This is a genomic window from Streptomyces sp. NPDC059455 (assembly GCF_042750115.1).
GTDB classification, from domain to species: Bacteria; Actinomycetota; Actinomycetes; order Streptomycetales; family Streptomycetaceae; genus Streptomyces; species Streptomyces endocoffeicus.
Genome location: NZ_JBHYVB010000231.1, coordinates 436 through 17202 on the forward strand (window position 1 = coordinate 436; position 16767 = coordinate 17202).

The window sequence follows — 16767 nt, forward strand, 5'->3', positions numbered from 1 at the left end:
CGGCGCCCGCGCGGCGGGGGGGGGGCGTCGGCCGGGGGGCGGCCGCCCCCCCCCCGGAGCCGGGCGGCGGCGCCGGTGTTCTTGGCACCGTCCGGTGGCCTGGCGGCCACCAGTTCTTCGAGCCTCGCCACTTCGGCCAGCACCGGGTCCTGCGTGGCTTCGGCGCCCAGACGGGTGTCCAGGTGGTCCGCCAGTGCGAGGGGCGTGGGGAAGTCGAAGGCGAACGTGGCGGAGAGCCGCAGTCCGGTACGGGCGAGGAGCCGGTCCCGTAGCTCTATCGCCGTGAGCGAGTCGAAGCCCACGTCGGTGAAGGCCGCATCGGGGCCGATACGGCCGACCGAGGCGTAGCCGAGCACATACGCCGCCTCCTGCCGGACCAGGTCGAGAAGGATCGCCTGCCGATCCGCGGGGCCCGCCCCGGCCAGTCGTGCGGTGAGCGCGTCGGCGTCGTGCGCATGCGCCGACTGGGCCTTCTGCCGGATCCGCCGGGGCTGGGGGACCAATCCGCGCAACAGTGGCGGCACCGCCCCGGTGGCCGCCTGGGCCCGCAGGGCGCCGAGGTCCAGTTTGATCGGGAGGACCGTGGCTTCGCCGGTGCGCAGCGCGGTGTCGAAGAGCTCCATGCCCTCGGCCGAGGTCAGCGCGGCGAGTCCGTCACGTGCCAGTCGACGCTGGTCGGTGTCGCCGAGTTGGGCGGTCATCCCCGCGTCCTGGGACCACATGCCCCAGCCGAGGGAGATCGCGGGAAGCCCTTGGGCGGCCCGGTGCTGTGCCAGCGCGTCGAGGTAGGCGTTGGCGGCGGCGTAGTTGCCCTGTCCGGGGCTGCCGAAGGTGCCTGCGGCGGAGGAGAACAGCACGAAGGCCGACAGGTCCAGGTCCCGGGTCAGCTCATGCAGATGCAGCGCCCCATCCGCCTTCGGCCGGAACACCTCATCCATACGCTCCGGGGTCAACGCGGTCAGCACACCGTCATCCAGCACACCGGCCGTATGCACCACCGCCGACAGCGGAGCATCGCCCGGAACGGCATCCAGCAGCCCGGCCACCGCGTCCCGGTCCGCCACATCACACGCGACGATCCGCACCCGTGCACCCGCCCCCACCAGCTCCGCCTCCAACTCGGCGGCACCGGGCGCCCCAGGCCCGCTCCGGCTCGCCAACACCAGACTCCGCACCCCGTGCACGGCCACCAGATGCCGCGCCACCACCGCGCCCAACGCCCCCGTACCACCCGTCACCAACACCGTCCCGCCCGCATCCAACCCACCCGGCCCGGCCTCGGGCGGCCCCACCACCTCGGGCGGCCCCATCACGCGGGTGAGCCGCCGCAGGAAGCACGAACCCGCGCGGACCGCGGCCTGCGTCTCATCGGCGGCGAACAGGGCGGGGACGAGGGTGCTCAGCATGGCGTACGAGGACGGCTCGTTGTCGACGTCCAGCAGGAGGATCCGGCCGGTGTTCTCCGACTGCGCGGTGCCGACCAGCCCCCATACGGCGGCAATGGCGGGGTCCACCAGCTCATCCGGATCGACGGCGACCGCGCCCGTGGTCAGCACGACCATCCGCGTGCTGTCCAGCGCGGGTTCGGTCGACCACGCCTGGACGACTTCCAGTACCCGGCTGGTCAGCTCGCGCACACTTCCGGTCTCGGCCACCTCGACCGTCACGGCGTCGAACCGGTCACCTCGCTCGGCCAGCGCGCGCACATCCTCGGCCGTGGCCACCCGCACCGCGCCCAGTGGGGCGCCATCCGGCGTCAGCGCCGTCTTCTCCCATCCCGGGCGGAGCAGACGGTCATGCGTCGGGGCGGTCCTGAACTGCCCGGGTTCGACCGGGCGGGACACCATCGAACCCACCGAAGCCACCGGGGCGCCGGTCTCATCGGCCAACTCCAGCGTCAGGGTGTCCTCTCCGGCGGGGACCACCCGTACCCGTAACGCCATGGCACCCGTGGCGTACAGCGCCACATCGCGCCAGACGAAGGGCAGCGCTGTCCGCTGGTCGGCACGCTCCGCACGGTGCTGGAACGCGGCTGCGTGCAGGGCCGCGTCGAGGAGTGCCGGATGCAGCCCGAACCCCGCCGCCTGAGCCCGTTGCTCCTCCGGCAAAGCCACCTCCGCATACACCGCACCGTCCAGCCGCCAGGCCGCCCGCACCCCCCGGAACACCGGCCCATACCGATAGCCAGCCCGCTCCAGGCCGTCGTACAGGCCCTCCACCTCCACCGGATCCACCGCCACCGCACCCGCCGGAGGCCACACCGACATCTCCGCCCCAGCAGCGGACACCTCCCCCGCAGGCCGCAACGTCCCACTCGCGTGCCGCACCCACGCAGCACCGACGCCCGCGTCCTCCGCCCGCGAATACACCCGCACCACACGCCGACCGCCCTCGTCGGCCTCCGCGACGCTCACTCGCATCTGTACCGCCCCGCCCTCCGCCAACACCAGCGGAGCCTCCATCACCAACTCCTCCACCCCACCGCACCCCACCTCATCACCGGCCCGCACCACCAACTCCACAAACGCCGCCCCCGGCAACAACACCGCACCCGCGGCCACATGATCAGCCAGCCACGGATGCGTACGCAGCGACAGCCGGGAGGCGAACAACACCTCACCCGACCCCGGCACCTCCGTCACCGCACCCAACAACGGATGCCCGACGCCCGCCAACCCCGCGGACGCCACATCACCGGCTCCACGCCCGTCCCCCACCAACCAGTAATGCTCCCGCTGGAACGCATACGTCGGCAGATCGACCGAACCGGTACGCGTTCCGCCCAGCACGGTCGCCCAGTCCACATGCACGCCACGCGTATGGCAGGTGGCCAGAGCCGTGACAAGGGCGCGGATCTCGTCACCCTCCCGGCGGAGGGCCGGTACGAAGGCGGCGTGCCCGTCGTCCAGGCACTCGCGGCCCATCGCGGACAGCGTGCCATCGGGGCCCAGCTCCAGATACGTACTCACCCCGTACTCCGCAAGCGCCCGCACACCATCCGCGAACCGCACCGCCGAACGCACATGCTCCACCCAGTACTCCGGCGAACACGCCACCTCCGCATCCACCAACTCCCCGGTCGCATTCGACACCAGAGGAATCTCGGGAGCCGCGAACGACAAGCCCTCAACCACCCGCCGGAACTCCTCCAGCATCGGCTCCATCCGCGTCGAGTGGAACGCGTGCGAAACCGCCAGACGCCTCGTCCGGCACCCCTGCTCCGACAACTCCTCCGCCACCCGCAACACCGGCTCCTCATCACCGGAGAGCACCACCGCCACAGGACCATTCACCGCCGCGATACCCACCCCCGACACCAGCAGCGGACGCACCTGCTCCTCACCCGCGCCCACCGCCACCATCGCGCCACCCTCCGGCAACGCCTCCATCAACCGACCCCGCGCCGCCACCAACACCGCCGCATCCTCCAACGACAACACACCCGCCACATGCACCGCCGTCACCTCACCCACCGAATGCCCACCCACCACATCCGGCACCACACCCCACGACTCCACCAACCGGAACAACGCCGTCTCCAACGCGAACAGACCGGCCTGAGCAAACACCGTCCGCTCCAGCAACTCCCCGTCCCCGAACACCACCTCCCGCACCGAACCCGACACACCACCCACACCCAACTTCCGATCCAACACCCCACACACCGCATCGAAGGCTTCCCGAAAGACGGGGAACACCTCATACAACCCACGCCCCATCCCCACCCGCTGACACCCCTGACCAGCGAACAACACCCCCAACCGACCACGCACCACCGAACCCGACACCACCCCCACACCCGACTCACCCCGCACCACCACACCCAACCCCGCCAACGCCTCCTCCCGATCCCCCGCCACCACCACCGCACGATCCGACAACCCCGCCCGACCACAACCCAACGCCACACCCAGCTCCGTCACCCCCACCTCCGGGTGGCCTTCGGCGAAGTCCAGCAGCCGCCGTGCCTGGGCCCGCAACCCCGCATCACCACGCCCTGACACCACCAACGGCACTACACCACCACCCCGAGCCTCCGCCACCACCTCGGTGGCCGCATCCGGAGCCTGCTCCAGAATCACGTGGGCGTTCGTCCCACTCACCCCGAAACCCGACACCCCCGCCCGCCGCGGACGCCCCACCTCCGGCCACACCAGCCGCTCCGTCAGCAGTTCCACCGCACCCGCAGACCAATCCACCTGCGGCGAAGGCTCATCCACATGCAACGTCCTCGGCAACACCCCATGCCGCAACGCCATCACCATCTTGATGACCCCGGCCACACCCGCCGCACCCTGGGTATGGCCGATGTTGGACTTGAGCGACCCCAGCCACAGCGGGCGGTCCTCCGGTCGCCCCTGGCCGTACGTGGCCAGCAGCGCCTGCGCCTCGATAGGGTCCCCCAGCGCCGTGCCCGTCCCATGGGCCTCCACCGCGTCGACTTCGGACGTACTGAGGCGCGCATGGGCCAGCGCCTGCCGGATGACACGCTGCTGAGACGGACCATTCGGGGCGGTCAAACCATTCGACGCACCGTCCTGGTTCACCGCGCTGCCCCGCACCACCGCCAACACCCGATGGCCGAGCCGCTCCGCGTCCGACAGCCGCTCCAGCAGCAGCACTCCCGCGCCCTCGGAGAAGCCGGTGCCGTCCGCCGCCGCGGCGAATGCCTTGCACCGGGCGTCGGCGGCGAGTCCGCGCTGTCGTGAGAAGCCGATGAACGCCCGGGGTGTGCCCAGGACGGTGACGCCACCGGCCAGCGCCATCGAGCAGTCCCCCGCCCGGAGGGCGCGCGCCGCCAGGTGGAGGGCCACCAGGGACGCGGAGCACGCGGTGTCGACCGTGACGGCGGGGCCCTCGAACCCGAAGGTGTAGGAGATCCGGCCGGAGAGCACACTTCCGGCGTCGGAGGTCATCAGATAGCTCTCCAGGGCCTCGGGCAGCTCCGGCAGCCCGGCCCCGTAGTCGCTGCCCGCGAACCCGGAGAAGACCCCGACATCCTTGCCGCGCCACGCGGTCGGATCGATCCCCGCCCGTTCGAATGCCTCCCAGGAGAGCTCGAGCATGATGCGCTGCTGGGGATCCATCGTGACCGCCTCGCGCGGGGAGATCCCGAAGAAGCCCGCGTCGAACTCCCCGGCGTCGTGCAGAAATCCGCCCTCGCGGACATAGCTGGTGCCCCGGTGGTCGGGGTCCGGATGAAACAGGTTTCCCAGATCCCATCCACGGTTCACGGGGAAGCCGGTGATCCCGTCCCGCCCGTGCAGCACCATGTCCCACAGTTGCTCCGGGGAGGACACCCCGCCCGGAAGCCGGCAGGCCATCGCGACGATCGCGATCGGCTCCGTCTTCTCGGCCTCCAGCTCGCGGACCCGTTTCTGGGAGCGGCGGGCGTCCGCCAGCACGCGCTTGAGGTAGTCGCGCAGCTTCCCGTCATCTGCCATGAGTGTTCACTCCCGAAGGAAACGGTGGCGTCTGCTGGAGGGTCGGCGGCGTGTGGTGTGTCGTCGCACGGGGCCGGGCGGTCACGAGGTGCCGAACTCCCGGTCGATGAGCTCGAACATGGCCTCGTCGGTCGCGGTGTCCACGTCGAACTCCTCATCCTGGTCGGCGGTTGTGGCGCCTGCCGTGGTCTCCCACTGCTCGACCAGCAGGTGGAGGCGGGCCAGCACCGTGGCATGGGTCGTGGCGTCGGGGGTCACCTCGGCCAGGGTCGTGGCCACGGTGTCGAGCTCGGCCATCAGCACCTCCGAGGTGTCGACCTCCTGGCCCAGCTCGGCCAGGAGGTAGCGGGCGAGTGGCGCGGGGGCGGGGTGGTCGAAGATGAGCGTGGCGGGCAGCCGTACCCCGGCCCGGCGGGAGAGCCGGTTGCGCAGCTCCACGGCGGTGAGCGAGTCGAAGCCGATTTCCTTGAAGGGCTGGTCGGGCTCGATCAGGTCGGCCGAGGCGTGGCCGAGGACGGCGGCGGCCTCCTGCTGGACCAGGTCGAGCAGGATCTTCTCCTGCTGGCCGGCGGTTGCCCTGATCAGCCTGCTCACCAGGTCTTCCGTGTCCGCCACCGCGTTGTCGACGGCCCGGCGCGGGGTGCGGACGAGGGCGCGCAGCAGTGCGGGCAGCGAGCCGGAGGCGGCCAGGGTGCGCAGGGCGGCGAAGTCCATGTGTGCGGGGACCAGTACGGTGTCGGGGCCGCGCAACGCGGTGTCGAACAGCTCCATGCCCTCGGGTACGGAGAGGCCGAGCATGCCGCCCTGGGCCATGCGCCGCTGGTCGGAGTCGTCCAGGTGCGCGCTCATGTCGGTGACCTGGCCCCACAGGCCCCAGGCGAGGGAAGTGGCGGGCAGTCCCCTGGCATGGCGGTAGCGGGCGAGCGCGTCGAGGAAGGCGTTGGCGGCGGAGTAGTTGCCCTGGCCCGGGGAGTCGAAGGTGCCCGCGCCGGAGGAGAAGAGGATGAACGCGGCGAGGTCGAGGTCGCGGGTCAGCTCGTGCAGGTTCAGCACCGCGTCCACCTTGGGGCGGAACACCGTGTCCAGGCGTTCCGGGGTCAGGGTGGTGATCACGCCGTCGTCCAGCAGCCCGGCGGTGTGCACCACGGCGGTCAGCGGGGTGTCCTCGGGGATCGCGCCGAGCAGTGCGGCCACCGCCTCCCGGTCGGCGAGGTCGCAGGCCACCGTGCGCACGGTGGCGCCCAGCGCGCTGAGCTCGTCCTCCAGCTCGGGGACCCCCGTGGCGTCCCTGCCGCGCCGGCCGGCCAGGACGACGTTGCGCATTCCGTGTTCGGTGACCATGTGCCGGGCCACCAGGCGGCCCAGCGAGCCGGTACCGCCGGTGACCAGGAGGGTGCCGGTGGCGTCGGGGGTGCGGGGCAGGGTGAACACGTTCTTGCCGATGTGCCGTCCCTGGCTCATGTGGCGGAAGGCGGCCGGGGCGTGGCGTACGTCCCAGGTGTTCAGCGGCAGCGGGTGCAGCGCTCCCCGGTCGAACAGCTCGACCAGTTCACGGAGCATCTCCCCGATGCGGTCGTTGCCCGCCTCGTAGAGGGAGAACGCCTGGTAGGAGACGCCGGGGTGGGTGGTTGCGACCTCCTCGGGGCTGCGCAGGTCGGCCTTGCCCATCTCCAGGAACCGGCCTCCTCGGGGCAGCAGCCGCAGTGAGGCGTTCACGAACTCCCCGGCGAGGCTGTCCAGCACCACATCGACGCCCCGGCCCTGAGTGGCGTCCAGGAAGTGCGGTGCGAAGTCCACGGTGCGCGAGTTGCCGAGCCGCCGCTCGCTGATGCCGGTGGCGCGTACGGCGTCCCATTTGGCGGGGGCGGCGGTGGCGAACACCTCGGCACCCCAGTGCCGGGCGAGTTGCACGGCGGCCATGCCGACACCGCCGGCGGCGGCATGGATGAGTACGGACTCACCGGATCGCAGACCGGCGAGGTCGCGCAGCCCGTAGTAGGCGGTGAGGAACGCCATCGGCACGGTGGCGGCCTGCTGGAAGGACCAGCCGTGCGGGATCCTGACCACGGTGCGGTGGTCGGCCACGGCCAGCGGGCCGACGGCGTCGGGGAACAGCCCCATCACCCGGTCGCCGACGGTGAGCCCGGCCACTCCGGGGCCGATCTCGGTGACCACTCCGGAGCCCTCGTTGCCGATGGTGGCGTCGACCCGGTTCATGTCCAGCGCCACCAGGACGTCCAGGAAGTTCAGTCCCGCCGCCCGGACCTCGATCCGGACCTGACCGGCGGCCAGCGGTTCCAGCGCGGCGGGGGCGGGGCGCAGCGCCAGGCCTTCGAGTGTGCCGTCGGTGCCGGGTTCCAGCCGCCAGGCCGCCACGCCCGCGGGTGGGGTCAGCGCGCCGGTGGTGTCCGCGCGGGTGAGGCGGCGGGCGTAGCGGATGCCGTCGCGCAGGGCGAGTTGTGGCTCTCCGCCGGTGAACACGCCGGGCAGCAGGGCCAGGGACGCCTGTGCCCGGTCGGTGTCCACCAGTGTGACGCGCCCGGGGTTCTCGGCCTGGGCGGACCGGAGCAGACCGCATACGGCGGCGGCGGTGGGGTCGGTGAGCTCGCGGTCGTGGTGCACGGCCACCGCGCCGTGGGTGAGCACGAGCAGCCGGGTGTCCTCGAGTTCGGGCGCGGACAGCCAGGTCTGCAGCAGTTCCAGCACCCGGCCGGTGACCTCCCGTACGCCGCTCGCGCTGGGCTCCTGGCCGTCGCCGGCCAGGTCCAGGAGCAGCGCCTCGGGCACGCCCAGGTCGGCCGTCTCGGCCAGTTCGCGGATGTCCTCGGCGGTCGCCACCGGTACGGGGTGCGGGGTGTCCGGTGCGGTGTCGGCCGCCGGTGCCGGGAGCTCGTCCCAGCCGACGCGGAACATCCGCTCCCGGGCGGGGCTGGTGCCGGTGTCCAGCAGTTCGGTGGCCACCGGCCGGGACACCACCGACCCGACGGTGGCGACGGCCGCGCCGCCGGTGTCCGCCAGTTGAAGCGCCACCTCCTCGGGGCCGTTCGGTGCGATGTGGACGCGTAGCGCGGACGCTCCGGCGGCGTGCAGGGCGATGTCGCGGTAGGCGAACGGCAGCGCCAGCGTGGCCTGGGCGGCGCCGAGGTCGCGGAAGGCGATCGCGTGCATGGCGGAGTCGAGCAGCACCGGGTGCAGACCGAAGCCGTCCGCCGAGAGCCCCTGGTCGTCGCCCAGCGCGACCTCGGCGAACACCTCCTCGCCCCGGGTCCACACCGCGCGCAGCCCCCGGAAGGCCGGTCCGTAGCCGTAACCGGCGGCGGCCATGTCCTCGTACGCCTCCGACACCCGCTCGGTGTCCACCGCGACCGCCCCGGCCGGTGGCCACTGGGTGAGGCCGGTGTCGGGTGGGGTGGCGACGGCGGCCGGGGCCAGGACACCGGTGGCGTGCCGTGTCCAGGCCGCACCCGGTCCGCTTTCCTCCGCGCGGGAGCGCATGGAGAGCGGGCGCCGACCGGAGTCGCCCGCCTCGCCCACGAACACCTGCAGCCGCGCGCCGTCGCCCTCGACCAATGTGAGCGGTGCCTCGATGACGAGTTCTTCGACGACACCGCAGCCCACCTCGTCACCGGCGCGCACCGCCAGCTCCACGAACGCGGCCCCGGGCAGCAGCACCGTGCCCGCCGCCGCGTGGTCGGCCAGCCACGGATGCGTACGCAGCGACAGCCGGGAGGTGAACAACACCCCGCCGGATTCGGGGACTTCGGCGACCGCGCCCAGCAGGGGGTGCTGGGCCGGTTCGAGGCCGAGCCCGGACGCGTCGCCGAAGGTGCCGGTCGACTCCAGCCAGTAGTGGTGCCGTTGGAAGGCGTATGTGGGCAGATCGATCCGGCGCGGGTCCGAACCGGCGAACACCGTGGCCCAGTCCACCGGCAGGCCACCCACATGGCCCTCGGCGAGGGAGGCCAGGAACCGCCGCGCACCGCCTTCGTCGCGCCGTAGGGAGCCCACGGCCACCGCGTCGGCCCCGGCGTCCTCGAACATCTGCTGCATGGCCGTCACCAGCACGGGATGGGCGCTGGACTCGACGAAGAAGCCGAATCCGTCGGTGAGGAGTTCGTGGACGGCGCCCTCGAAGTCGACCGGGTGGCGCGCGTTGCGGAACCAGTACTCGGCGTCCAGTTCGCCGGTGTCGAGCACACCGCCGGTGACCGTCGAGTAGAACGGAATGTGGCCGCGGCGCGGGGTGATGTCGGCGAACATCGCCAGGATGCGGTCCCGCAACGGATCGACCTGGGCGCAGTGCGAGGCCACCGTCGAGCCCACGACCTGCGCCCGGATCCCGTCGGCCTTGCATCCGGCCACGAACTCCTCCAGCGCGGCCACCTCGCCCGCGACGGTCACCGCCGAGGGGCCGTTGCGTCCGGCGATCACCAGTCGCTCGCCCCAGTCCGCCAGCCGCTTCTCCACGGTGTCGGGCGACACCGCCACAGAGGCCACCGCGCCCTTGCCCACCAGTTCCTCGGCGAACAGAGCACTGCGCAGGACCACGATCCTGGCCGCGTCCGCCAGTGACAGCGCCCCGGCCACATACGCCGCCGCGATCTCCCCTTGGCTGTGGCCGACCACCGCCGCGGGTTCGACCCCGGCCGCCGCCCACACCGCCGCCAAGGACACATGCACCGCGAACAGCGCGGGTTGCAGGATCTCGATGCGGTCCAGGGAAGGCGCGCCCTCGGCCCCCCGGATCACATCGGTGACGGACCAGTCCAGGAGGCGTCCCAGCGCGTCGTCGCATTCGGCGAACCGGTCGGCGAACACCGATGAGGAGGCGAGCAGTTCGGCCGCCATGCCCTGCCACTGCGAGCCCTGGCCGGGGAAGACGAAGGCGATACTCCCGGTGGCCGGGCCGGTGCCGCGGATCACATCGGGGGCGGGGGTGTTCTGGGCCAGTGCGGTCAGGCCGCGCAGCGCGGCGTCCCGGTCGGTGGCCAGCACCACGCCGCGTTGCTCCAGCGCGGCGCGCCCGGAGGCCAGCGACCAGCCGAGGTCCGGCAGGGTCACGTCGGGGCGTTCGTCCAGGAACGACAGCAGGCGCTGGGCCTGAGCGCGCAGCCCCGACTCGCCCCGCCCGGAGACCAGAAGTGGCACCGGGGCATCGTGGAGCACCGGGGCATCGTCCAGGACCGGTGGTGACGACGGCGCCGGTTCGGTGGCGGCGGTGCTGGTTTCCGCGGTGGCACCGGTCGCGGGGCCGGGTCCGCCGGGCTGGGGGTCCGGGGCCTCTTCGAGGATCACATGGGCGTTGGTGCCGCTGATGCCGAAGCCCGATACGGCGGCCCGGCGCGGCCGTCCCGTCTCCGGCCACGGCTGTTCGCCGGTCAGGAGTTCCACGGCACCGGCCGACCAGTCCACCTGGGGCGTGGGCGCGTCCACATGCAGCGTCTTCGGCAGTACGCCGTGCCGCATCGCCATCACCATCTTGATCACACCGGCCGCACCGGCGGCGGCCTGGGTGTGGCCGATGTTGGACTTCACCGACCCCAGCCACAGCGGGCGGTCGCGGTCCCGGCCGTACGTGGCCAGCAGGGCCTGCGCCTCGATGGGGTCGCCCAGCGCCGTACCCGTGCCGTGTGCCTCCACCACGTCCACATCGGCGCCCGTCAGCCGTGCGCTGTTCAGCGCCCGGCGAATGACGCGCCGCTGTGAGGGGCCGTTCGGCGCGGTGAGGCCGTTGGAGGCGCCGTCCTGGTTCACCGCCGAGCCGCGCACCACCGCCAGTACCGGGTGTCCCGCGTCGACGGCGTCGGACAGGCGCTCGAGCAGAAGCACACCGGCGCCCTCGGAGAACCCGGTGCCGTCCGCCGAGGCCGCGAATGCCTTGCACCGGCCGTCGGGGGCCAGCCCGCGCTGCCGGGAGAAGCCCACGAAGGCGTCGGAGGCCGCCATCACGGTGACGCCACCCGCCAGCGCCATCGAGCACTCCCCCGCCCGCAGCGCCTGCGTCGCCAGATGCAGCGCCACCAGCGACGAGGAGCACGCCGTGTCGATCGTCACGGCGGGGCCTTCGAGGCCGAGTGCGTAGGAGACCCGTCCGGACAGCACACTCCCCGCGCCGCCGGTGAGGATGAAGCCCTCGAGCCCTTCGGGGACCTCGGCGAGACCGGTGCCGTAGTCGTGGAAAGCGATACCGGAGTAGACGCCGACGTCCTTGCCCCGCTTGCTGGTCGGGTCGATCCCGGCGCGCTCGAACGCCTCCCAGGACAGCTCCAGCATGATCCGCTGCTGCGGGTCCATCGCCACGGCCTCCCGGGGCGAGATGGAGAAGAAGCCCGCGTCGAACTCACCGGCGTCGTGCAGGAAGCCCCCTTCCGTGGCATAGCTGGTGCCGGGGTGGTCCGGATCGGGGTGGAAGAGGTTGTCCAGGTCCCAGCCGCGGTTCACCGGAAAGCCGGAGATGCCGTCACCGCCGGTGGACACCAGCTCCCACAGGTCTTCCGGTGTGCTCACCCCGCCCGGCAGCCGGCAGGCCATCCCGACGATGGCGATGGGGGCGGAGGTGGCCGCGACCGCCTTGTCGTACTCGTGCTTCAGCCGGGCGTTGTCCTTCAGCGAGGCGCGCAGGGCGTCGACGATCTGTTCGCTCTGGCTGCTGCTCATGGCTGCCTCCCACCGCGTCGAGTGCGTTCACAACTGGGTTCCGTCGAACGCCCGTTGGACCAGTCCGGCGATATCCATTCCATCGATCAGGTCGAGCTCCTCATCAGCGGACGGTCGGCTGCCGTCCCGTGCGGCCGCTTCGGTCCTGGCCAGTGACCGCAGCGCGTCGAGCACTCCGGCCTCACGGAACCGGCTGAACGGCACGGCGGCCAGTACGCGGCGGATCTCCTCCTCATCGGCCTCGGTGGCCTCGTCGTCGCCCTGGTCTCCCAGGAGTTCGGTACGCAGGTACTCCACCAGCGCGGTGGGCGTGGGGTAGTCGAAGACGAGAGTGGCCGGCAGCCGGGTGCCCAGTGCGGCGCCGAGGGTGTTGCGCAGGTTCACGGCCGCGAGGGAGTCGAAGCCCATCTCCTGGAAGGCTCGTTGCGGTTTGACGGCCTCGACACCGTTGTGGCCCAGCGCGATGGCCGTGTTCTCGCGCACCACCTTCATCAAGGCGCGTTCCCGCTCGGCGTCGGAGCCCGCGGCCAGTTCGCGCAGGAGTTCCGAGGCGGACTCGTCGGAGGCGTCGTCCGTACGAAGGCTGTCGACGATCTCCTGAACGCCCGGCAGATCACCGATCAGCGGACTGGGCCGCAGCGAGGTAAACGCCGGGACGAACGCCGACCAATCGATGTCCACCACGGCCACGAGCGTGTCGTCATGGCGGACAGCGTGCGTCAGGGCCGCCATGGCCGCCTCGGGAGCCATGGGCAGCACACCGCGGCGGCGCAGCTGCTCCTGGGCCGTGGCATCGGCGGCCACACCGAAGCCGTCGATCACACCCCAGGCCACCGAAGTGGCCACCAGGCCCCTGGCGCGGCGCCGCTCGATCAAGGCGTCGAGCTGGGCGTTGGCCGCGCCGATCAGCCCCTGGCCACCACCGCCCCAGACGCTGGCGACCGACGAGAAGACCACGAACAGGTCCAGTTCCCGATCGGCGAGGACCGTGTCGAGATGCAGCAGACCGTCGACCTTGGCCGCCAGCGTCTCCGCCAGTTCATCGGCGCTGGTGGCGTCGGTCTGGGCGATCCGTGCCAGGTCGGCGGTGTGGACGACACCGGAGAGCTCGGGATACGCGGCGGGGCCGGTGAGCAGCCGCTCGACCGCGTCGCGGTCGGTGAGGTCCGTCGGGCACACCGTCACCTTCGCACCCAGGCCGCTCAGCTCGTCCCGTAGTGCCACCACGTGCGGTAGTTCATGCGGCGCCTCCGGATCCGAGTCGACGGTCAGCACCAGGTGCTCGGCACCGGCACCGGCCAGCCAGCGCGCGGCATGCCTGCCGAGACCCTCCGTACCGCCGGTGACCAGGACGGTGCCACGCGGGCGCCACTCCGGCTTCGCCACGCCGGTGGGCAGGGGATGGCTTCGCAGCCTGCGTACGAACGCGCCCGTGGCGCGGATCGCGAGCTGGTCCTCATCGCCCGGATCGGCCAACGCGGCGAGCAGGGTCCGGGCGGCCCGGTCGTCGAACACGTCCGGGAGGTCCACCAGCGCCCCCCATCGGTCCGGCTGCTCCAGCGCCACGGCCAGGCCGAGCCCCCACACCGCCGCCTGTTCCGGAGCGCTGAGCCGGTCCGCCGCGCCGACGGTCACCGCGCCCTGGGTGGCGCAGTAGAGGCGATGCCCCGAGCCCGCTGAACCTGCCGAGCCCAGGTCGCCGAGGGCCTGCACCAGCGCCAACGTGGCCGCGGCCCCCTCGGTGAGCGTCACGGAGCCGGGACGTACGCGCTGGTCGAGAGCGAGCAGGGACAGCACACCGCCGATGTCGTCGTGGTCCGCCAGCGCGCCGCGCAGCATCTCGGCGAAGGCTGCGCGGTCGGGTGATTCCGGTCCGTCGAGCCGCAGCGTCGTGGTGCGCAGACCCTGGCGGTTCAGCACCGGGGCCACCTGGGCCGCGTACTCCTCGTCCGGGCAGCCGTACGGCAGGACGACCAGCCAGGTGCCGGTGGGTACGCCGGAGGTGGCGCCGGGCAGTGGCTTCCAGGTGACCTGATAGCGCAGTTGGTCCGCCGCGGACTTCTCACCGCGCTTGCGCCGCCAGTCCGACAACACGCCCAGCGCACCGCCCATGGCGTCCAGAGCGGCACGGTTCTCATCGCCGTCGGCCAGGTCCAACGCTTCGGCCACCGAGCCGAGGTCGCCGCGTTCGACCGCCGCCCAGAACCGGGCGTCGATGACGTCGGTGTCGCCGGAGGCACCGGCGGGGCTCCGGTGAGAGGCGGGCCGGGTGTCCTGGAGCCAGTAGTGGGCCCGCTGGAAGGCGTACGTGGGCAGATCGGGCAGGTGGGCGGGCGGAACGGCGCCGCCGAACAGAGCGCTGAAGTCGATGTGTACGCCTGCCACGTGCAGGTTGGCGACGGCGGACATCAGCGCGCGGGGTTCGTCGTCCTCCCGCCGCAACGACGGCACCACCACGGGCTGTTCGGCCGACTCCTCCGGCAGACAGTCCCCGACCATCGCGGACAGCACGGCATCCGGCGCCAACTCCAGGTACGTGCTGACCCCATAGTCGGCAAGGGCCCGCACACCGTCCGCGAACCGCACCGCCGAACGCACATGCTCCACCCAGTACTCGGGAGAACGCACCGTCTCCGTGTCTGCCAGTTGCCCGGTCACGTTGGACACCAGAGGAATCACCGGGGCAGCGAACGACACGTCGGCGATCGCTTCCCGGAATTCCTGCAGCATCGGCTCCATACGAGCGGAGTGGAACGCGTGCGAAACCGCCAGACGCCTCGTCCGGCACCCCTGCTCCGACAACTCCTCCGCCACCCGCAACACCGGCTCCTCATCACCCGAGAGCACCACCGCCACAGGACCATTCACCGCCGCGATACCCACCCCCGACACCAGCAACGGGCGCACCCGGTCCTCGCTCGCAGCCACCGCCACCATCGCGCCGCCTTCCGGCAACGCCTCCATCAACCGACCCCGCGCCGCCACCAACACCGCCGCATCCTCCAACGACAACACACCCGCCACATGCGCCGCCGTCACCTCACCCACCGAATGCCCACCCACCACATCCGGCACCACACCCCACGACTCCACCAACCGGAACAACGCCGTCTCCAACGCGAACAACCCCGCCTGAGCAAACACCGTCCGCTCCAACAAACCCCCGTCACCGAACACCACCTCCCGCACCGAACCCGACACACCACCCACACCCAACTCCCGATCCAACACCCCACACACCGCATCGAAAGCTTCCCGAAAGACGGGGAACACCTCATACAACCCACGCCCCATCCCCACCCGCTGACACCCCTGACCAGCGAACAACACCCCCAACCGACCACGCACCACCGAACCCGACACCACCCCCACACCCGACTCACCCCGCACCACCACACCCAACCCCGCCAACGCCTCCTCCCGATCCCCCGCCACCACCACCGCACGATCCGACAACCCCGCCCGACCACAACCCAACGCAAGGGCGAACTCGCCCAGATCCTGGTCCGGCCGCTGGTCCAGGAAGGACAACAACCGCTGTGCCTGGGCCCGCAGGGCGCCCTCGCCTCGCGCGGACACCGGAAGAAGGGCGAGGCCGCCCGGCAGCTGCGGTGCGGGCAGGGCCAGGTCAGGGAGGTCCGCGGGCTGTTCCAGGATGACGTGGGCGTTGGTGCCGCTGACGCCGAACGCGGACACTCCTGCTCGGCGCGGGCGTCCCAGCTCCGGCCACACCCGCTGCTCAGTGAGCAACTCCACCGCACCCGCCGACCAATCCACCTGCGGTGAAGGCTCATCCACATGCAACGTCCTCGGCAACACCCCAAACCGCAACGCCAACACCATCTTGATCACACCAGCCACACCAGCGGCCGCCTGCGCATGACCAATATTCGACTTCAACGACCCCATCAGCAATGGCCGATCACGATCCTGGCCATACGTGGCCAACACCGCCTGCGCCTCGATCGGATCGCCCAGTGGTGTGCCCGTGCCATGGGCCTCGACCGCGTCCACGTCCTCCGCCACCAGCCCCGCGGAGGCCAACGCCCGCCGGATCACCCGCTGCTGCGACGGACCGTTCGGCGCCGTCAGACCGTTCGACGCACCGTCCTGATTCACCGCGCTGCCCCGCACCACCGCCAACACCCGATGACCGAGCCGCTCCGCATCCGACAACCGCTCCACCAGCAGCACGCCCGCCCCCTCGGCCCATCCCGTGCCATCCGCCGAGGCCGCGAACGACTTGGATCGGCCGTCGGGGGCCAGCCCGCGCTGACGGGAGAACTCCACAAAGGCGTCCGGCCCGGCCATCACCGTCACCCCACCGGCCAGCGCCATCGAGCACTCCCCCGCCCGCAAGGCCTGACCCGCCAGATGCAACGCCACCAACGACGACGAACACGCCGTGTCCACCGTCACCGCAGGACCCTCGAACCCCAGCACATACGACACCCGACCCGACAGCACACTGCCCGCGCCGCCGGTCATGAGGTACCCCTCGGAACCGTCGGGAGCTGTGTCGAGGCGGCTGGTGTAGTCGTAGTTGACCATTCCGGCGAAGACACCGATGTCCTGGCCACGGAGCGAGCCGGGGTCGATCCCGGCGCGCTCCAAAGCCACCCATGTCGTCTCCACCAGCAACCGCTGCTGCGGTACCAACGCCAGC

3 protein-coding genes are annotated in these 16767 nt (G+C 71.7%); all 3 read right to left on the bottom strand.

Annotation, left to right across the window (positions count from 1 at the left end; translation table 11 throughout):
* A partial coding sequence (locus tag ACFXB5_RS45890) for a type I polyketide synthase (protein WP_385219933.1) occupies nt 1-5444 on the bottom strand: 5444 nt, incomplete at its 3' end.
* A gap of 81 nt (nt 5445-5525) precedes the next feature.
* A complete protein-coding gene (locus ACFXB5_RS45895) occupies nt 5526-12101 on the bottom strand; it encodes a type I polyketide synthase (protein WP_385219935.1) in 6576 nt (2191 codons plus the stop codon).
* Nucleotides 12102-12128: 27 nt separating this feature from the next.
* Nucleotides 12129-16767: type I polyketide synthase (locus tag ACFXB5_RS45900; RefSeq protein WP_385219937.1), on the bottom strand; the 4639-nt coding region annotated here is incomplete at its 5' end.